This window comes from Microbulbifer aggregans, from assembly GCF_001750105.1.
In the GTDB taxonomy this organism is placed as follows: Bacteria; Pseudomonadota; Gammaproteobacteria; order Pseudomonadales; family Cellvibrionaceae; genus Microbulbifer; species Microbulbifer aggregans.
Window position 1 is genome coordinate 1930935 of the sequence record NZ_CP014143.1, and the last position, 19009, is coordinate 1949943.

The 19009-nt window shown below is 59.2% G+C and carries 18 protein-coding genes; 15 read left to right on the forward strand and 3 right to left on the reverse strand.

Annotation, left to right across the window (positions count from 1 at the left end; all coding sequences use genetic code 11):
* Window positions 1-130: 130 nt before the first annotated feature.
* Both AUP74_RS17475 and AUP74_RS17480 read left to right on the forward strand, forming a co-directional pair.
* Complete coding sequence (locus AUP74_RS17475; protein WP_158514552.1) at window positions 131-1078, forward strand: tryptophan 7-halogenase; 948 nt, start codon at window positions 131-133, stop codon at window positions 1076-1078.
* A complete protein-coding gene (locus AUP74_RS17480; RefSeq protein WP_158514553.1) occupies window positions 1029-1688 on the forward strand; it encodes a tryptophan 7-halogenase in 660 nt (219 codons plus the stop codon). Before AUP74_RS17475 ends, AUP74_RS17480 begins: the two co-directional genes overlap by 50 nt.
* 88 nt (window positions 1689-1776) lie before the next feature.
* On the opposite strand, the gene AUP74_RS08395 is transcribed toward AUP74_RS17480, so the two are convergent.
* The 3 genes from AUP74_RS08395 to ypfJ all read right to left on the reverse strand — a co-directional run bounded on the left by AUP74_RS08395 (window position 1777) and on the right by ypfJ (window position 6330).
* Complete coding sequence (locus AUP74_RS08395; RefSeq protein WP_069947184.1) at window positions 1777-4467, reverse strand: TonB-dependent receptor; 2691 nt, start codon at window positions 4465-4467, stop codon at window positions 1777-1779.
* Window positions 4468-5068: 601 nt separating this feature from the next.
* On the reverse strand, window positions 5069-5350 hold the full coding sequence (locus tag AUP74_RS08400; RefSeq protein ID WP_069947185.1) for a peptidylprolyl isomerase: 282 nt from the start codon (window positions 5348-5350) through the stop codon (window positions 5069-5071).
* Between the two features lie 86 nt (window positions 5351-5436).
* Window positions 5437-6330: a KPN_02809 family neutral zinc metallopeptidase gene (gene ypfJ, locus AUP74_RS08405; RefSeq protein ID WP_069948773.1), complete on the reverse strand. Its 894-nt coding sequence runs from the start codon at window positions 6328-6330 to the stop codon at window positions 5437-5439.
* A 131-nt stretch (window positions 6331-6461) separates the two neighbouring features.
* On the opposite strand from ypfJ, the gene AUP74_RS08410 reads away from it, so the two are divergent.
* The 13 genes from AUP74_RS08410 to lipA all read left to right on the forward strand — a co-directional run bounded on the left by AUP74_RS08410 (window position 6462) and on the right by lipA (window position 18882).
* Window positions 6462-7037, forward strand: a complete 576-nt coding sequence (locus tag AUP74_RS08410; protein WP_069947186.1) for an LON peptidase substrate-binding domain-containing protein — start codon at window positions 6462-6464, stop codon at window positions 7035-7037.
* A 107-nt stretch (window positions 7038-7144) separates the two neighbouring features.
* Window positions 7145-8437 (forward strand): glutamate-5-semialdehyde dehydrogenase, encoded by a 1293-nt coding sequence (locus AUP74_RS08415; RefSeq protein ID WP_083260877.1) that lies wholly within the window; start codon window positions 7145-7147, stop codon window positions 8435-8437.
* Window positions 8438-8568: 131 nt separating this feature from the next.
* Window positions 8569-9234 carry a nicotinate-nucleotide adenylyltransferase gene (gene nadD, locus AUP74_RS08420; protein ID WP_069947187.1) on the forward strand — a complete coding sequence of 222 codons (666 nt, stop codon included), beginning with the start codon at window positions 8569-8571 and terminating at the stop codon, window positions 9232-9234.
* Window positions 9235-9244: 10 nt separating this feature from the next.
* Window positions 9245-9580, forward strand: coding sequence for a ribosome silencing factor (rsfS, locus tag AUP74_RS08425; protein WP_069947188.1), 336 nt, complete (start codon window positions 9245-9247; stop codon window positions 9578-9580).
* A gap of 54 nt (window positions 9581-9634) precedes the next feature.
* On the forward strand, window positions 9635-10111 hold the full coding sequence (rlmH, locus tag AUP74_RS08430) for a 23S rRNA (pseudouridine(1915)-N(3))-methyltransferase RlmH (protein ID WP_069947189.1): 477 nt from the start codon (window positions 9635-9637) through the stop codon (window positions 10109-10111).
* A gap of 230 nt (window positions 10112-10341) precedes the next feature.
* Window positions 10342-12240, forward strand: coding sequence for a penicillin-binding protein 2 (gene mrdA / locus AUP74_RS08435; protein ID WP_069947190.1), 1899 nt, complete (start codon window positions 10342-10344; stop codon window positions 12238-12240).
* On the forward strand, window positions 12233-13378 hold the full coding sequence (gene rodA / locus AUP74_RS08440) for a rod shape-determining protein RodA (protein WP_226999731.1): 1146 nt from the start codon (window positions 12233-12235) through the stop codon (window positions 13376-13378). Before mrdA ends, rodA begins: the two co-directional genes overlap by 8 nt.
* Window positions 13379-13453: 75 nt before the next feature.
* Complete coding sequence (mltB, locus tag AUP74_RS08445; protein ID WP_226999732.1) at window positions 13454-14452, forward strand: lytic murein transglycosylase B; 999 nt, start codon at window positions 13454-13456, stop codon at window positions 14450-14452.
* Window positions 14453-14605: 153 nt separating this feature from the next.
* Window positions 14606-15463, forward strand: coding sequence for a septal ring lytic transglycosylase RlpA family protein (locus AUP74_RS08450; RefSeq protein WP_069947193.1), 858 nt, complete (start codon window positions 14606-14608; stop codon window positions 15461-15463).
* Window positions 15464-15546: 83 nt separating this feature from the next.
* Complete coding sequence (locus AUP74_RS08455; RefSeq protein ID WP_069947194.1) at window positions 15547-16698, forward strand: D-alanyl-D-alanine carboxypeptidase family protein; 1152 nt, start codon at window positions 15547-15549, stop codon at window positions 16696-16698.
* Window positions 16699-16904: 206 nt separating this feature from the next.
* Window positions 16905-17186 (forward strand): HP0495 family protein, encoded by a 282-nt coding sequence (locus tag AUP74_RS08460; protein ID WP_069947195.1) that lies wholly within the window; start codon window positions 16905-16907, stop codon window positions 17184-17186.
* A complete protein-coding gene (gene lipB / locus AUP74_RS08465; protein WP_069947196.1) occupies window positions 17187-17891 on the forward strand; it encodes a lipoyl(octanoyl) transferase LipB in 705 nt (234 codons plus the stop codon).
* Entirely contained in the window at window positions 17884-18882 is a 999-nt protein-coding gene (gene lipA, locus AUP74_RS08470; RefSeq protein WP_069947197.1) for a lipoyl synthase, read from the forward strand. Before lipB ends, lipA begins: the two co-directional genes overlap by 8 nt.
* The last annotated feature ends 127 nt before the right edge of the window (window positions 18883-19009 follow it).

Below are 19009 nucleotides of genomic sequence, written 5' to 3' on the forward strand. Positions count from 1 at the left end.
TGGTTCCCACTACTGGTCAAGAGTGGCAAACTAAACCATTAATTTCGGGCGTTTTGATGGTATTGCCCGACGACAAGAATAAATTACACCACCAGTTTGTCACTGGTACAACGCCACCTCGGGGGCAGTCTTGAACACAATAAAAAATATAGTCATCGTCGGTGGTGGTACGGCGGGGTGGCTGGTTGCAGCGTCTCTGGCCAGGCAGCTCAATATCATCAATGATTCCGAGACCAATATCACCCTGGTGGAGTCACCCGATGCACCGACTATCGGCGTCGGGGAGGGCACCTGGCCCACCATGCGCAGCACATTGAAGCGCATTGGTATCGACGAAACCGACTTTATCCGTGAGTGCGATGTTTCCTTCAAGCAGGGAACACAGTTTGTTAATTGGCACAGGCTCCACAAGGATGGGAGCGATGCTACTTATTTCCACTCCTTCGAGTTGCCACACACGCAGTGGCGCACTTCTCCCGGGCCATACTGGCACTATCTGAAATCGGAGCTTAATCGATCCTATGCCGATGCGATTTCGGTGCAGCCCGAAGCGTGCCGGGGGTACTTCGCTCCCAAGACCATGGCCACCCCCGCCTATGAAGGACTGCTGAATTACGCCTATCACCTGGATGCGGGCAAGTTTGCGAAGATGCTGGCGAAGGTCGCGACCGAGAAGCTGGGTGTCCGGCATATCTCCGCCTATATTGAAAGGGCCAGGTTGGACGAGGATGGATATATCACCTCGCTTGCCACCCGTGAGAAGGGGGATATCAAAGGTGACTTTTTTGTCGACTGTAGCGGGTTCGCAGGGCTGCTGATTGATCGCACCTATGAGATTCCCTTTCGATCGGTGAAGGACAAGCTGTTCGTGAACAGCGCTATCGCCATCCAGATGCCCTACGAACGCCCGGATGCCCCCATCTCCAGCCCCACGCTCTCGACCGCACAGACCGCCGGGTGGATCTGGGACATCGGCCTGCAGGCGCGTCGGGGCACAGGCCATGTCTACAGTGACGATTTCATCTCTGATGATGAAGCGGAGGCACAGCTGCGGCGATACCCTCGGTCCCGGCTCTGAAAAGCTCGATGCCAAGCACATCAAGATGCGGCTTGGATATCGCGAGAAGGTATTTCACAAGAACTGCGTTGCTGTGGGGCTGGCAGCAGCGTTTCTCGAGCCGCTGGAGGCGAGTGCGATTTTCCTGGTCGAGGCGGCCTGCAATATGCTCGGCGAGCTGTTCCAACGTAACAGTGAGATGCTGGAGCGGCTGGAAAAGAAATACAACGCGTCGTTCATCGGTCGCTGGAACAGCGTGGTCGACTTTATCAAGCTGCACTACTACCTGAGCGGACGCACGGATTCGGATTTCTGGATCGAGAATACCCGTCCCGAGACGGCGCCGGAGTCACTGAGAGAGTATCTGGACTTCTGGCAATACTACCCGCCGAGCCGATTTGATCTGTCCAGTAGTCTCGAGCCATTCGTGCGCGAGAGCTATGAATTTATCCTCTACGGCATGGGCTACGGAAATTATCAATATGACAATCCCGCACGCCTGCCACATCTTGAATATGCGAGGGAAAACTTTGCCCGTATTGACCGGATGCGCCGTGAAGTGCCGACACAGCTGGTGACCAACCGGCGCCTGCTGGATCAGCTGAAGGATTTCCGCTTCCAGAGTATCTGAGGGGAAATTCCAGCCATAAAAAAACCGGCCCGAAGCCGGTTTTTTTATGGCTGGCATCCGGCTCCCCTGAGGGGCCGGAGCACGCTTCTTAGAACTTCACGGAAGCGTTCATGAACCAGCGGGTACCACCATCGTTGATCAGCTGGAAGATACCATCCCAGTTATCCTGGGAGTTCTTGGTACGGTACAGCTCTCCAGTCAGGTTGACGCCCTGCAGGCTCAGGGTGACGTTGTCGGTTACGTCCGCAGAGAAGGCCACGTCCAGAGAGGTGAACGCTTCGGTCTCGGAAGCGGTACCGATACGAATGCCGTTAAAGAACTCGCCGCGATGGTTGGCCATCAGGCGGGCGCTGTAACGGTCATTTTCCCAGTAACCGGTAACGTTCCACATATCTTCGGAGTTACCCGGCAGGTTCAGGCCGGAAACCCCATTGTTATCGACAACCTCAGCATCGGTGAAGGTGTAGTTGGTGCTGACACCGAAGCCGTAGGCGATTTCCGTCTGCAGCTGCAGCTCGAGGCCCTGAACACTGGCCTCACCACCGTTGCGGGTACGGGACACTTCCAGTTGACGGGTAACGGTCTCGCCGGTGTTCTCATCAATGATGTCGAGGGTTTCGAGCTCAGAGATGGAGAACAGGAAGGACTCGATATCCTTACGGAAATAGGTGGCGCTAGCCAGGGCGCCATCAGCAAAGTACCACTCCACGCCCAGATCAAACTGGTTGGCCAGCCACGGATCCAGATAGGGGTTACCTGCGGAACCGGTCAGGGTGGTGCTGTTGTAGCTGAAGGTGTTGCGCAGATCCTGGTAGTTGGGCAGTGACATCACCCGCGCAACAGCACCGCGAAGCAACAGGTCATCCTGCAGCTGATAAACCACGTTCAGGCTCGGCAGAATCTCACTGTAGTCGTTGGATGTCGGAACACCCAGCAGCCACTCGTCATTGGCCTGCTGGTTAGCAATGGATTCCAGTTCGTAGTCGACATAGCGCACACCGAAGTTACCGCTCAGCTTGTCGTACTCGAACTCGGCCATGGCGTAGAGAGCCAGCTTGTCTTCTTGGATCTCGTAGAAATCAGACAGGCTCTCGCGCTCGCGGGTGTTGCCTGGCGTCAGCTGGGAGGACAGGCTACGAATACCGTCCAGATCCAGGGTCGGCAGACAGGTCAGGGTATTGCTCTTGGCCGTCTCCTCATACTGGCCACAGCCGGTATTAACCGGGAGGTCAGCATAGGTGGCATTGCCAAGCGCCAGGCTTGCCGGGATCTGGGCAGTGAAGTTGTACAGGTGGCGCTCGTTGGTGTGGTCCTGGTACTTCAGACCGGTCTTCACGGAGGTGATGTAACCGCCGTTATCGATCGGCACTGTCAGGTCAAACTGAACGTAGGTCTCCTCGTCGGAGTCCTCGATGTGCGGGTTGTTCTCGCGGATTTCCAGCGGGTAGTTGCCCGGGTTGCTTGGATCGAAGCCCTGGAAATCGACACCGAGCTTGTTGCCGGTAAGGTCGAGGGTCAGTACTTCATCACCAGTCAGGCCCGCGACGTCGGCATTGGCCGCGTTGATCTTGCCGAAGTAACCGATCACGATGATGTCACCGGCGGCTTCGGTGTGGCCAACCTGGGCGTGGGCTTCAAACAGGTCGTGGGTATAAGTCACGTCGAGGTCGAATGCCTGGGCTTCCGGGTTGGTGTTACGGAAGAAGGAGTCGGGACCGAACCAGTAATCGTCACCGGATTCACCGGAAACATTGCCGAGAATGGAATCGTGCTTGAGGATACCATTACCGGCCGGGAACTCCTTGGAAGCGGTGACATTGCTGATGTCGTCAGTACGACCCGGCACCACCAGGTAGTTGGAGTTGACGTTATCCGCTGACAGCTCGAAATTCAGGTAGTTGGCAACGATATCCAGCTGCTCAGTCGGCTGGTACTGCGCGGTGAAGTTGTAGGCGGTGCGCTCGCGCTGTTGCTGGAAGATAGCGTGACCAGCGCCCCAGGTGGCATTGGTAAAGTCACCGGCGGGCTCGACGTTCTTCGCGCTTACGCCTGCGCCATAGTAGTTTTCCATGGCGTCGTAGGTGGTGAAGCGCTCCTGGTGAGAGGCGCTCACCAGCACACCGAACTTCTCGTCGTCGGACTTCCAGCTGTAGAGACCGGAGTAAGCCGGATCCCAGCGCTCGGCGTTTTCAGAGTACTGATATTCCACGGAGCCGCGCGCGGTGCCACTAGCCAGATCCAGCGGGCGCGAGGTTTTGATATTGACGGTACCGCCGATGGAGCCTTCCGGCAGGTCGGCGCGCGGAGACTTGTAGACTTCCAGTGCGGAGACCAGCTCGGCGGCCAACATGTCAGAACGGAAGCCGCGGGTCGGGCGGTAGCCTTCGAACCACTGGGCGGTGGAGATGGACTGACCATTGAGATAGGTCAGGCTAAGCGCCGGATCCAGACCACGGATGCTCACGCCGTCCGCTTCGCCGAAACGGCGCTCGATGCCGACACCCGGAATACGCATCAGTGCATCACCGATGTTCTTATCGGGGAATTTACCGATGTCCTCGGAGGTGATGCTGTCCATCACCATAGTGGAGTAGCGCTTGGCATCGATGGCTCTTTCCAGGGATGCCTTGAAGCCAACTACCTCGACCTCTTCGATCTGAGTGGATTGCTTTTCTTTTTTCTCTTCTTCCTGGGCGAGTGCCAGAGGGGCGGCCGCTCCGGCCAGGGCCAGGGCGATTCCGCTTGCCAGAAGTTTTTTGTGAAAGACGTTTGATGACATAGGTTTTTCCCGGTCTTATCGTTATGCGGTTTTGCTGATGCCTCAGCGCACCCCAAGTGTCAAAGCTGACACTAATGCCAAGGCTCTCTCTCCTTGCGCCTTGGAATCTCCAAAGTGACATCGCTGTCATTTTTTGAGCCAAGACCCTGTACATCAATAGAAAGTCCAGTTCCCCAACGGAAGGACTGCTCGAGTCTAATTTATAAATTCCTGAAGAGCTACATCCTCAGAATAATTTATTTTGTTTTGTCGAGAATTAACAAGTTTGAAAGTTTGTGGTGGTTAAAATTGCATCAAGCCTGGCCGAAAAAACGAAATTGGCGCCATTGACCAATAAGGGCCGTCGGAAGTTGGAGCGGTTAATGCCAATTACAATCGTTGTGCTGATTAAGATTCCGCGCTGAGTTCGTTATCGCATTCAAATCGAGTAGCGGTGGCAGGCCGCTCGCTGATTGGACTGGGTGGAGAAAATATAAGGGGGGATAATCGTCAGTGCTCTGGGTCCGGGGCGGTAATAACCCGCCCCGGTAGCGGCAACTAATAGCGGTTCTCGTCAACAGTGTTCGAGGGCTGCTGGTAACAGAGAATTTTGTCTCTGAACTCAGTCGTGACGACTGGTGATTTCCAGCAGGTGGTAGCCAAACTGTGTTTTGACAGGGCCGTGCACCTTGTTCAGCTCTTCCGAGAAAACCACCCTGTCGAATTCGGGCACCATTTGCCCCTGACTAAATTCTCCCAGGTCACCGCCGTTACGGCCGGATGGGCACTTGGAGTGCTCCTGGGCGACGGCGCCGAAATCAGCACCTTCCTCGATCTTCTTCTTTAGTTCCTGACACTTCTGTTCACTTTCCACAAGAATATGTCGTGCGGTCGCTTTTGGCATGGTGCTGTCTCCGTCGAATTGGTCGGCGAATGTTGATTCTGTTGCTTCAGCTTAGAGGTTTTACCGTGCGCTTGCCGCGAGCTGTGTCACTGGCCGGAAAGGGCGGCAAAAGTGTTGCACTGGTTGACATCGCCACTCTCGAAGCCGCGGCGGAACCAATAGGCGCGCTGTTGCGCGCTGCCGTGGGTAAATGAATCGGGGGATACGGCCCGACCGGACTTCCGCTGCAGTCGGTCATCGCCCACGGCCGCAGCGGCGTTGATGCCCTCCTCAATATCACCTGGCTCAAGCAGCTGCCGATCGCGATGTGCGTAAAAGGCCCAGACGCCGGCAAAGCAGTCCGCCTGCAATTCCAGCATCACCGACAGACGGTTGGCCGTGGCTTTATCGGATTGCATGCGCGCCTGCTGTACCTTTTGCGAGGTGCCGAGCAAGTTCTGAACGTGATGTCCCACCTCGTGGGCGATCACGTAGGCGAAGGCAAAGTCTCCCGGTGCGCCCAGGCGTTTGAGCTCGTTCAGGAAGCCAAGATCCAGGTACACCTTGCCATCACCGGGGCAGTAAAAGGGGCCCACAGCCGCACTGTTGAGCCCACAGGCTGAACGGATCATGTCGTCGTAAAGCACCAGCTTGGGCGGGGTGTACTGTGCGCCTGCGGTCGCAAATACCTGCGTCCAGGTGTCTTCTGTATCCGCCAGTACGACCGACACAAAATCTGCCACCACATCGCTGGGTTGTGCAGGCTGGCCGCCAGCAGTGTCGGGAACCTGAGTCTGCGGCGGCGCACTCTGGAACAGGTTGCCGTTGCCAAAGAAGAAATAAAAGGCGGCAATGGCAGCGAGAATCAGCCAGCCTTTCTTACTGCGCAACAGGAAAGGAGCAATGGCGAGCAGGTTGCCCAGTCCACCCAGGCCGCCGCCCCCGGATTCACCGCGGCGGTCTTCGACATTCTCACTTCTGCGACCCTTTTGCCAACGCATGGCACTCTCCCGGAAATCGTCTTCATAGAGCATAGACTAGCTGGCACAAAATTCTTTTTCTGCCGATTTGGCCGTGGTGCTGTGCCTATAGATGTTATCTTTGAGAGTACTCCCTGGATGCGAGAAGGCCTGTGTCCCAGATACCTATTTTTCCACTGCGGGTTGCGCTGTTTCCCGGCGTCACTTTACCGCTGCGTATCTTTGAGCAGCGCTACCTGCGCCTTGTCGCCGACACGCTCAAAGCCGATGACGGATTCGGTATTGTGCTGATCCGCTCCGGCGGCGAAGTGGGGCGTTCGGATGTCTGGCCGGTGGGTGTGTTCGTCAAAATCGTTGACTGGAGTCAGGGGGAGGAGGGGCTGCTGCACATCATGGTGCAGGGCCAGCGCCGGTTCCGGATCAATAGCACCAGCCGCAGCGAAGACGGCGTGATGATGGCTGAGGTGGACTGGTTGCCGGATGAGCCTTTGCGACCGGTGCCGGTGGAGTGCGACGGGTTGCTGGCGGTCCTCGATGAGCTGAAGGAGCACGCGGCCATGCTGTCTTTGAAGTTTGAGCCCGTGGAGAGTGCCGATGCACTCTCCTGGCAGCTGGCGCAGCTGCTGCCGTTAGACGATAAGGTGCGTATTGAGCTTCTGGACACAGAAGATCCGCTGGAGCGGCTGGCGACCATAGCCGCCAGCCTTGACCGCTGGTCCAAACAGTAACCGCTTCAGCTGCGTCCTGAGAACTTGCTCGATTTGCCCGCCTGCCACAACCGGGATGCTGCTCTGCGTTATACTGCGCGGCCTATTGCATCGCATGGAGAGCCTCTGTGACCACTAGCAGCGCGACGGAAACCGCCGATTCGCGGTCCACCCGGGAGAAAATCGAGTCCATGGGGCGTCGCGCCCGGGACGCGGCCCGCGTGATAGCCCGGGCAAATACCGCCACCAAGAATCACGCTCTCCAGGCGATCGGTCGCGAGCTGGACTTGCGCCGCAGTGAAGTGCTGGAAGCCAATCAGAAAGATCTCGAAGCCGGGCGAAACAGCGGCCTGGATGCGGCCCTGCTGGATCGCCTGGAGCTCAACGACGAGCGCATCGACGGTATGATCGAGGGGCTGCACCAGGTTGCAGAGCTGCCGGATCCGGTCGGTGAGATCGACGATCTCAATTTCCGTCCCAGCGGTATTCAGGTGGGCAAAATGCGCGTGCCGTTGGGCGTGGTGGGCATCATTTACGAGTCCCGTCCCAATGTCACCATCGACGCCGCCAGCCTGTGCCTGAAATCGGGTAATGCGACCATCCTTCGCGGTGGTAGCGAGGCACTGCACTCCAATGGCGCCATTGCGGCCTGTATCGCGGCCGGGCTGGAAGAGGCCGGCTTGCCGCAGTCCGTGGTGCAGGTGGTGGACACCACCGACCGCGCAGCGGTGGGTGCCCTGATCGCCATGCCGGAATACGTGGATGTGATCGTACCCCGCGGCGGTACTGGTCTGATCGAGCGGGTAAGCCGCGATGCGAGAGTGCCTGTGATCAAGCACCTGCACGGGGTCTGTCATGTCTATCTCGATGACCGCGCTGACCGGGAAAAGGCGTTCAATATCGCCCTGAATGCCAAGACCCACCGCTATGGCGTGTGCAATGCCATGGAAACCCTGCTGGTGGCCGAGGGGATTGCGGAAGAGATTCTGCCGCGCCTGGCCGCTGCTTATCGCGAAAGAGAGGTTGAGCTTCGCGGCTGTGCGCGTACACTGCGCATCCTCTCGAATTGTGAGGCGGCCAGCGAGTCGGACTGGAGCGAGGAGTACCTGGCGCCGGTGCTGGCGATCCGGGTGGTGGCCAATATGGATGCTGCTATGGATCACATCGCCCGCTATGGTTCCGGCCATACGGAATCCATCGTTACCGAGGATTACAGCCGCGCGCGGCGTTTTCTCGCCGAAGTGGATAGCAGTTCGGTGATGGTGAATGCCTCGACCCGCTTTGCGGATGGTTTCGAGTACGGGCTGGGTGCGGAAATCGGCATCAGCACGGACAAGATCCACGCCCGCGGCCCGGTGGGCCTGGAGGGACTGACCTCCCAGAAGTGGATTGTTCTGGGGGATGGGCATATCCGCCAGTAGCGCTGGTTTGGGGCGCCCGAGCATGGCCCTGCCCGGGCAAGCTGTGGATACCTCACGATACGGCTCCAAATTGGAGCGCTTTTGACTGTGCGGTGCGGGCATGAACGAGCCAACCCCTAGTTCTGGAACAGATGAATAGCGAGAGAAGGGCGATCGCCCTGTTCGGCGGCACTTTCGATCCGGTGCACTTCGGCCACCTGCGGATGGCGCTCGAGCTGAAAGAAGCGCTGGGCTTCGACGAGATGCGGTTGCTGCCCAGTCATCAGCCCCGCCACCGGCAGTCGCCCGGCGTTTCCGCGGAGCGCCGTCGGGAAATGCTGGCGCTGGCGATTCGGGACTGTCCGGAACTGACTCTGGATGACCGGGAGCTGTGCCGGGGTGGCGACACTTATACGGTGGACACCCTGGAGGCACTGAGGGCTGAACTCGGTGAGTCGGTTTCCCTCAGCTTCTGCATGGGGCTCGATTCCCTGCTCACCCTGCCTACCTGGCACCGCTGGCAGCGACTGCTGGAGCTGGCGCACCTGGTGGTGGCAACCCGACCCGGCTGGCATTTGCCGGAGGAGGGGGAAGTGGCGGAATTACTGCGCAGTCATGAGGGTGAGCCGCGATCTCTGCGCGAGTCGCCCGCCGGGAGCATCGTAGTGCGGGAGCAAACCCTGCTGCCCATCTCCGCGACCCGCATCCGCCAGCTTATCGAACGGGGACAGTCTCCCCGTTTCCTGCTGCCGGACGCAGTTTTGCAATATATTGAAGACAAACAACTCTATCGGACAGCCACCGAAAGCGGCTGCTAAACAAGGTGTTATGACAGATATCAAGAAAATCGCCATTGAGGCACTGGAGGATCTTAAAGGGAAGGACATCGTTGCCATGGATGTCTCGGAACTGAGTGATGTGATGGACACACTCATTATCTGCACCGGTACCTCCAACCGGCAGGTGAAGTCTCTGGCGAACAATGTGGTCGAAGAGGGCAAGCAGGCAGGTGTCCGTCCCATCGGCGTCGAAGGGCTGGAGCAGGGCGAATGGGTGCTGGTCGATTACGGCGATCTGGTGGTTCATGTGATGCTGGCCGATGTGCGCAGCTTCTACGACCTCGAGAAGCTCTGGTCCATGACGCCGGCGAGCCGGGAAGAGTAAGGACTCGCGCCGACGGGTGACGAGTACGTCGCCCTTTGGTGGAGTGAATTCCAGATGAAGATTCGCATCCTCGCCGCCGGCGGGCGCATGCCGGCCTGGGTTCAGGAAGGCTACAACGAGTATGCCAAGCGGCTGCCCCGGGAGATCAGCCTGGAAATGGTTGAGATCCCCCTCGGCCAGCGTGGCCAGAAAAATGCGCCGGCACTGGTCGAAAAGGCGCGTCAGAAAGAAGGGGAGGCGATGCTGGCTGCACTGCATCCTCGCGACCATGTCGTCGCACTGGATGTGAAGGGCAAGCCCTGGAGTACAGAGCAGCTGTCGCAGCAGCTGGAGGGCTGGCAAATGCAGGGCGACAACGTGGCGCTGCTGATCGGCGGGCCCGATGGGCTGGCGCCGGACTGCCTGGCGAAGGCTCGCCAGCGCTGGTCCCTGTCGCCGCTGACCCTGCCGCACCCTCTGGTGCGGGTGGTCCTTGCGGAGCAGCTCTACAGAGCCTGGACTTTGCTGGCGGGACACCCCTACCACAAGTGACTGGCAGCTCAGCTTCCGGTCAGGCCCTCAGGGAGATTGTCCCTGATTTACCACCCCTAGTGGCCCGGAGCGTGAATCTGTCTGTGCGGTCCAGTCACCGGGAAGCCGCAATCGGGTCAGCGAATGCGGGTTGTTTCGCGAATCTTCACTAAATTTCGCACTTTGCATTCATCAAATCGCCGCCGAAGTGTACACTTCGTGGTCAATTTTCGCGCCAGCCCAAGTGACCAATGGCCCACGATCTGCACCTGAAAGACCCCCTCCTCGAGCAGCGGCTGTTTCGCAACCGCATGCTGGTGGCGCTCGTCGGGGTAGTGGTGCTGCTGGGCGTGCTGGTAGCGCGCTTCTATAACCTGCAGGTGGTCAATTACGACGACTACCGCACCCAGTCCGACGAAAACCGCATCCAGGTGCGCCCCGTGTCTCCCACCCGCGGCCTGATCTATGACCGTAATGGCGCCCTGCTGGCGGATAACCGGCCCAGTTATACCCTTGCTGTGGTGCGCGAACGGGTCCGCGATATGGACGGTACCCTCGAGCTGATTGGCCGTCTGGTGCAACTGGATGATGCCGATGTGGATAAATTCCGCCAGCGGCTGCAGCGTCGCCGCCCCTTCGAGCCGGTGCCCCTGCGCTACCGACTGACGGAGGAGGAGATCGCGCGTATCAGTGTCAACGAATTCCGCCTCCCTGGTGTCTCGGTCGAAGCCGAGCTCGTGCGCTACTACCCGATGACCGATCTCTTCGCCCACAGCGTCGGCTATGTGGGCCGGATCAGTGAGCGGGAGCTGACGGACTTCTCCGAAGAGGATGTACGGCGCTACCGCGGTACCCAGAGTATCGGCAAGGTGGGTCTGGAGAAGTCCTACGAGGATGTGCTGCTGGGCGAGGTCGGTTTCGAGAACGTCGAGACCAATGCCCGTGGTCGCGTCCTGAGGGTGCTCGAACGGCACGATCCAGAGCCCGGTTCCGAGCTCACCCTGCATATGGATGCCCGCCTGCAGCAGGTGGCGACCGAGGCGCTTGGCGAGAATCGCGGCTCTGTGGTGGCTATCGACGTGAAGACGGGTGGCGTGCTGGCCTTTGTCAGCAAACCCTCTTTTGACCCGAACCTGTTCGTAACCGGTATCAGCTTCAAGGACTACAAGGCGCTGCGGGACTCCATTGACGTGCCGTTGTTCAACCGGGCCATCCAGGGACAGTACCCTCCCGGCTCGACCCTCAAACCGCTGATGGGGCTCGGAGGCCTGGCGGCCGGCGTGATCGATCGCCAGACCAAGGTCAAGGATCCCGGTTGGTACAAGCTCCCCAACGACACCCGCCTGTACCGTGACTGGAAGCGCTGGGGGCACGGCAAGAAGGTCGACCTGATTCAGGCGTTGACCGAGAGCTGTGATGTCTATTTCTACGATATGGCCCACCGGTGGAACATCGACGGCATGCACGATATCGCCACCCGCTTCGGACTTGGTGCCAAGACCGGTATCGACCTGCCGGTAGAACGTCCCGGTCTTTTCCCCTCGCGGGCCTGGAAGCGTGGCGCCCGGGGCATGCCCTGGTTCCCGGGGGACAATCTCAATGCAGTCCTCGGGCAGGGCTTCGTACTGGCCACGCCACTGCAGCTGGCAGTCATGACGGCCACCATCGCCAACCGTGGTACCCACTACAAGCCGCAGGTGGTGATGGCGGTCGACGGCGTGGAGCAGCCGCCGGAAGTGCTGCATCACGTCGAGGCCAGACCGGAGCACTGGGATCTGATCTTCGAGGGCATGGAGTCCGTGGTCTACAGCACGCACGGCACTGGCAAGAAGGCCGGAGCCGATCTGGATTTCCGTGTCGCCGGCAAAACCGGTACCGCCCAGGTGGTGGGTATTGCCCAGGGTGAGCAATACGATTCCGAAGCGCTGAAGGAGCGCCATCGGGATCACGCCCTGTTTGTGGCTTTTGCTCCGGTGGATGATCCGCAGATCGCAGTAGCGGTGCTGGTAGAGAACGGCGAAACCGGTGGTGGCGTTGCTGCGCCCGTGGCCCGGGAGGTGTTCTTTGACTGGCTGTCCCGTCCCTATGAGGATACCGCCAGTGTATTGCCCGGACCGGTTCAGCTAGAAAAAGGGGGTATCCGTGGCTAGTCGCGATTACATGCACCGGTTGCCGGATTCGCACAGCAGCCTCAGCCGTCCGGTCAGCTTTTCCCGCCGCTGGCACATCGATGTGCCGTTGCTGGTGCTCCTGATCTTACTCTGTGGCGTTGGCTTGACCGTGCTGTACAGCGCCTCCGGTGGCGAGACGCATTACGTGCGTCGCCAGGCGGTGTTTCTCTGTATCGCTTTTGTCGGCATGCTCGTGGCCGCAAACGTGCCGCTGGATATGTACCGGCGATGGTCGCCCTGGTTATATGTGGCCGGCTGCGGAATGCTGGTAGCGGTATTGTTCGTGGGGGTGGGTGCCAAAGGCGCTCAGCGGTGGCTGGAGATTGGTGGTTTCCGTTTCCAGCCCTCCGAGGCCCTCAAGCTCGCGGTGCCCATGTCAGTGGCGGCCTTTCTCCATCGTCGCACGCTGCCGCCTTCCTTTATTACCGTGCTCGGCGCGCTGGCGATCGTTGCAATACCCGCGGCACTGATCGTGCGCCAGCCGGACCTGGGTACCTCAATCCTGATCGCGGCCTCGGGTATCTTTGCGCTCTATCTTGCGGGGCTCAGCTGGAAGATGATCGGTGGCGCAGCCGTGGCGCTGGTGGCGTCCGCCTGGCCGATCTGGCAGTGGGGCCTGCGTGATTATCAGAAGCAGCGCATCATGACCCTGTTCGACCCCGATGCCGACCGGCTGGGCGCTGGCTGGAATATCTTCCAGTCCAAGGCTGCCATTGGCTCAGGAGGGGTTTACGGAAAAGGCTATATGCAGGGCACCCAGTCCCAGCTGGACTTTTTGCCTGAAAGCCACACCGACTTCATCATCGCCGTACTCTCTGAAGAGTGGGGTATGCGCGGTGCATTGCTGCTGCTTTTGCTGTATGTGCTGATCATTGCACGGGGCATCTATATTAGTTTCATGGCCCAACATGTCTTCGGAAGACTGCTGGCGGGGAGTATTACGCTGACTTTCTTTGTCTATGTGTTTGTGAATATCGGAATGGTCACCGGGCTCCTGCCGGTGGTGGGGGTGCCCCTGCCACTTGTGAGCCATGGTGGGACCTCTGCCATTACTCTGATGGCAGGTTTCGGTATCCTCATGGCCATTGGCACAGAGCAGCGCCGTGTAACGTTCTAGATTTCGTCTGTGAGATCCGCGTGGCGCACAAAACTTCGATGTACTTGGATGTAGAGACGCTATATGAGAACAGGAGTGGTAGTTTTGAAGTGGACCACGGGACTTTTGGTGGGGCTGGGCATGATCCTCTCCGCCTGTGCGCAGGAACCAGGCCACGGAGATAACCCGAATGCCCAGGCATTCGTCGATTACATGGTCGAAAAGCACAACTTCGATCGTGATGAGATGGTGGCCCTGATGCGCGAGGCCAAACGTAAGGACTCCATCCTCAAGGCTATCCAGCGCCCCGCTGAGAAAGCCAAACCCTGGTACGAGTACCGCAAACTGTTTGTTACCCCGCAGGGTATCGCCGGTGGTGTCGACTTCTGGGACAAGAACAAAAAGGCGCTCACCGAAGCTGAACAGAAATATGGTGTGCCGGCGGAATTGATCGTCGCCATCATCGGGGTGGAGACACGCTATGGCGGCAATATGGGGGGGTACCGGGTACTGGATGCCCTGGCGACGCTGGCGTTTAACTATCCCCGCCGCTCAGAATTTTTCACCAAGGAACTGGAAAACTTCCTCCTTCTGACCCGCGATCAGGGTTTCAAGCCCACCGACCTGAAAGGTTCCTATGCCGGTGCCATGGGCTTTGGCCAGTTTATGCCGTCCAGCTACCGCGCTTATGCGGTGGATTTCAATGCCGACGGCAAAGTGGACATCTGGGAGGATACCGAGGACGCCATTGGCAGCGTGGCCAATTATCTGGCCCGGCACGGCTGGCTGCCGCTGGATCCAGTGGTGGTGCTGGCCACTCCGCGCCCGAATGCTGACATGACCATCGTCAACGACTCACTCAAACCCCAGTGGACTGTAGGCCAGCTGGAGGAGAAGGGTTTCTCCACCACGGCCCAGGTCGCCCCGGACATGAGCGCCAATGTTTTTTCCCTGCAGACGGAACAGGGCAAGCAATTCTGGATCGGCCTCAAGAATTTTTCTGTAATAACAAGTTACAATCGCAGCCGCCTGTACGCGATGGCGGTGTATGACCTCGCGCAGGAAATCGTCAAGGCTCGTGGAGGGCGCTCCTGAGCACTGCGTCTGACGGGCGAAAATAAAATTCAGGATCTGCACTCCGGGGAACCAACCGGGGTGCCATCCATCAAAAATCCGAATTTAACAGCAATTACCAAATAAGAACGGTCTGGGTGCGCGGCCGATTGACGCCATCCGTCGGGGGATTTCATGCTGAAAAATAACAAGCGACTGGCTGCCGCTGCGGCTGCCCTGTTGCTGGCCGCCTGTAGTGGCCAGCCCAGCAAGCCCATCAGGGATGAAGTGAAGGACAGTGGGCCACCGGTACCTGTGGATATGCTGGCTACACCTGATCCCACACCCGTGCGAGAGCCCATCGGCCAGGCGGGTAACAAGTCACCGTATATCGTAAATGGCGTCAGGTATCGCGTGATGAACGGGGTGAAGGGCTACAAGGAGCAGGGCCATGCCTCCTGGTACGGCACCAAGTTCCACGGCCGGCGCACTGCCAATGGCGAGGTCTACAATATGTACGCCATGTCCGCGGCTCACAAGACGCTGCCCCTGCCTAGCTACGCCAAAGTCACCAATCTGGATAACGGTCGCAGCGTGATCGTGCGGGTCAATGACCGCGGCCCCTTTGTGCCGGGACGGATTATTGATCTGAGCTACACCGCCGCGCAGAAGCTGGGCTATATCGATAAGGGGGTAGCGCGCGTTGAGGTGGTTGCCCTGGATCCGGATAGCCTGCCGCCGGCAACCGAAACCCTGGTCGCCGAGAAGGATGTTTCTGCCAGAGAGGCCCTGGCGCAGGATGCCAGTTTCAAGCTACCCACGAATACTTATCTGCAGGTAGGTGCTTTCAGCGACCCCTCCCAGGCTGACCGCGTGCGCGGGCAGGTCGCCTCAGTGGTCGACTATCCTGTATCGGTCAGTCCGGTGTTCAACGGAGCAAAAACACTGTACCGCGTGAGAATAGGGCCGCTGGCGCAGCAGCGCTCCCTGGTGGCGGCTCGGGAAACGGTGGAGCAGAACCGTCTCGGCACCCCGCTGGTCGTATACGACTGAGGGGTGCGCCGGTTGGCAAAGCCGGCCCGTAAAACTTTGCCTACAGGAATCGACGAACACGAGGAATAAAGAGACAACCACCCATGATCAAACGCTTTCTTGCCTGCCTGTTGCTGCTGTCCAGCGCTGCCGCCACTGCCCAAACCGAGCAGTCCCTCATTCCGGCGCCACCGCAGTTGGCTGCCACCGCCTACCTGCTGCTGGACGCCCACACTGGCCAGATTCTGGTGGAGGAGAATGCCGACAAGCAGGTTCCCCCGGCCAGTCTCACCAAGATGATGACCGCTTATATCGTCTCCGAGGAGATCGAGAAGGGCACCATCAAGGAGACGGACCAGGTACTCATCTCCGAAAAGGCCTGGCGCAAGGGCGGTTCGAAGATGTTTGTAAAGGTGGGCGAAAAGGTACCGGTGATTGACCTGCTGCGCGGCGTCATTATCCAGTCCGGTAACGATGCCAGCATTGCCCTGGCAGAGTTTGTCTCTGGCAGTGAGGATGTATTCGCCGAAGTCATGAATCAGCAGGCAGAGCTGCTGGGCATGCATGACACCACCTTTAAAAACGCCACTGGCTGGCCCGCGGAAGGACATATGACAACCGCCCGCGACCTCGCCACGCTGGGGCGCGCGGTGGTTATGGACCACCCGGAGCACTACAACCTCTACTCCGAGAAGTATTTCAGCTTCGCCGGTATCAACCAGCCCAACCGCAACCGTCTGCTGTGGCGGGACAACGCGGTGGACGGTATCAAAACCGGCCATACCGAAGAGGCCGGCTACTGCCTCGTGGCCTCGGCACAAAAGCGCGGTATGCGCCTGATCTCTGTCGTGCTGGGCACCGACAGTGATGAAAAGCGCGCAGCCGAGAGCCAGAAGCTGCTGGCCTACGGTTTCCGCTACTACCAGACCCACAAGGTCTACGGCTCCGACGACGTCCTGCAGACCGAGCGTGTCTGGGGCGGCAAGCAGCCTGAAGTCGGTATCGCGGTTCAGGAAGACGTGTTTGTCACCATCCCCCGGGGCGGAGAAGACAACATCAAGGCCGACCTGATCATTGATGGGGAGCTGGAGGCTCCGCTGAAGAAGGGGCAGCCAGTGGGCAAGGTGGTTGTGACCCTGGATGGCAAGACTGTCGCTGAAGTGAAGGCGGTCACTGCCGAAGAGGTTGAAGAGGCGGGCTTCTTCAAGCGCCTGTGGGATGCCATCAAGCGCTTTGTCATGGGCTTCTTCAGCTAAAGATTGCATGAGACGGCCCCGCCACGGTAGACACGGGCGGGGCCATACACTCCTCCCTCACAGCCTGGTCTACTGGCCAGCGCGCCGGTACAGGGGGCTGCTTTCCCCAGTGGTCACTGTGCACTATTCACTCACCAAGGTATAATCCCCGCCCGGTCGCGCCGTCCCCTCTGGTCACTGTCATTTGCGCGGCCCTGGAGAGTGGTATGAGCCAAGACCCGAATCAAGCCCCCCCGAAAATCGAATTTCCCTGTGAAGACTACCCGGTCAAGGTGGTTCGCGACGCCGATCACACCGCACATGAGTTCGTGCTGGAAGTGATGCGACGCCATGCGCCCGACCTCGACGAAGAGCGCATCACCGTGCGGGATAGCCGCAACGGCAATTTCACCTCGGTGACTTTCTTTATCGTCGCCACCGGCGAAGAGCAGCTCAAGGCGCTGTTCGAAGAGCTGAAGGCCCATCCATCGATCCATATGGTGCTCTGAGTGGCAATCATCCGAGACCTCGGGCGACGTGACTACGAGACTGTCTGGCGGGCCATGTCCGGTTACACCGACACTCGTGACAGTGACAGCCCTGATGAAATCTGGTGCGTGGAACACGAACCGGTGTTTACCCAGGGCCAGGCCGGCAAGGCTGAGCACCTGCTCAATACTGGAGATATCCCGGTCGTACAGGTAGACCGCGGTGGCCAGGTGACCTATCACGGCCCGGGGCAGCTGGTGGTCTACCCGCTGCTGGACCTGCGGCGGGCCAAAATCGGTGTCCGCGACCTGGTCACGGCACTGGAGAACGCAACCGTAGCGATGCTGGCCGGATACGGAGTCGCCGCTGCGCCGCGAGCCGATGCTCCGGGGGTTTATCTGACCGAGGGTCCGCGGGCGGGCAACAAGATCGCCTCCATCGGCCTGAGAGTGCGCCGGGGCTGTAGCTTCCACGGTATTGCAATCAATATCGATATGGATCTGGCGCCCTTCCTGCGCATCAACCCCTGTGGCTATGCAGGGATGCAGATGGTGCAGATGGCGGAACTGATTGCGCCGGTGCCCTCCTGGAGTGAGGTCGCCGAGGTCTTCGTCATCGAGCTGGTGAAAGCCCTCTCACTGGATGCTGCCGAGTGGCATCCCGTCGAAGAATCAATTTTTGCGCGTGCGCGCGCCGAGCAGGAACAGGAAACAACCAATGGCTGAGAATTCCACACCGGACCGTCCCGATCTGGTACCGGTAAAGCGCACCCGCCGCCTGCAGCAGGGCGAAAAGCTCCGCGACGGTGACAAGGTTGAGCGTATCCCGGTCAAGGTGATCGCCAGCGATCAGGTCCTGCGCAAGCCGGACTGGATCCGGGTCAAGGTGCCGGCCTCCAAAGAGGTGGACCGTATCAAGAGCATCCTCCGTTCGCAGAAGCTCGCCACCGTGTGCGAAGAAGCCAGCTGCCCCAACCTGGGTGAATGTTTCAGCGGCGGAACTGCCACCTTCATGATCATGGGCGAGATCTGCACCCGTCGCTGCCCCTTCTGCGATGTGGGCCACGGCAAGCCGAACCCGCTGGATCCGCAGGAACCGCAGCACCTGGCCGAAGCCATCGCCGCCATGGGCCTGCGCTATGTAGTGATCACCTCTGTGGACCGTGACGACCTGCGCGACGGCGGTGCCCAGCATTTTGCCGACTGTATCCGTATCGCCCGCGAGCACTCACCCAACCTGCAGGTAGAGATTCTGACTCCGGATTTCCGCGGGCGTATGGACGTAGCGCTGGATATCCTCGAAGCCGAGGCTCCGGACGTGTTCAACCACAACCTGGAAACGGTGCCGCGCCTGTACCGGGAGTCCCGCCCGGGTGCCAACTACAAGTGGTCCCTGAAACTTCTGCAGGAATACAAGAAACGCCGCCCGGACGTGCTGACCAAGTCCGGCCTGATGGTCGGACTTGGTGAAGAGAAAGAAGAGATCTTCGCCGTGCTGGATGACATGCGAGAGCACGACATCGACATGCTCACCATTGGCCAGTACCTGCAGCCGAGTAAAGAGCACCTGCCGGTACAGCGCTACGTGCACCCGGATGAGTTCGAGGAGTATCGCCTCTACGCCGAGCAGATCGGCTTCAAGCACGCTGCCTGTGGCCCGCTGGTGCGCTCCTCCTACCACGCCGACAAGCAGGCGCATGGGGAGAAAGTCAGCTAAGCATGGTTTGGTGGTATTAAGGGAACCAGTAAGAGCCAGGGAATCTAGACGCAAAGGCCTGCAGTGATGCAGGCCTTTTTGTTTTGGGGTAAAGCCAGCCCGGAGTGGCTTTGTTGCGGCAAGTCGG

Coding starts and splice junctions, on each gene's coding strand:
- AUP74_RS17480 (WP_158514553.1), top strand. CDS start 1,029: ATGATGAAGCGGAGGCACAGCTGCGGCGATACCCTCGGTCCCGGCTCT.
- AUP74_RS08395 (WP_069947184.1), bottom strand. CDS start 4,467: ATGTCATCAAACGTCTTTCACAAAAAACTTCTGGCAAGCGGAATCGCC.
- AUP74_RS08400 (WP_069947185.1), bottom strand. CDS start 5,350: ATGCCAAAAGCGACCGCACGACATATTCTTGTGGAAAGTGAACAGAAG.
- ypfJ (WP_069948773.1), bottom strand. CDS start 6,330: ATGCGTTGGCAAAAGGGTCGCAGAAGTGAGAATGTCGAAGACCGCCGC.
- nadD (WP_069947187.1), top strand. CDS start 8,569: ATGAATAGCGAGAGAAGGGCGATCGCCCTGTTCGGCGGCACTTTCGAT.
- rsfS (WP_069947188.1), top strand. CDS start 9,245: ATGACAGATATCAAGAAAATCGCCATTGAGGCACTGGAGGATCTTAAA.
- rlmH (WP_069947189.1), top strand. CDS start 9,635: ATGAAGATTCGCATCCTCGCCGCCGGCGGGCGCATGCCGGCCTGGGTT.
- mrdA (WP_069947190.1), top strand. CDS start 10,342: ATGGCCCACGATCTGCACCTGAAAGACCCCCTCCTCGAGCAGCGGCTG.
- AUP74_RS08450 (WP_069947193.1), top strand. CDS start 14,606: ATGCTGAAAAATAACAAGCGACTGGCTGCCGCTGCGGCTGCCCTGTTG.
- AUP74_RS08455 (WP_069947194.1), top strand. CDS start 15,547: ATGATCAAACGCTTTCTTGCCTGCCTGTTGCTGCTGTCCAGCGCTGCC.
- AUP74_RS08460 (WP_069947195.1), top strand. CDS start 16,905: ATGAGCCAAGACCCGAATCAAGCCCCCCCGAAAATCGAATTTCCCTGT.
- lipA (WP_069947197.1), top strand. CDS start 17,884: ATGGCTGAGAATTCCACACCGGACCGTCCCGATCTGGTACCGGTAAAG.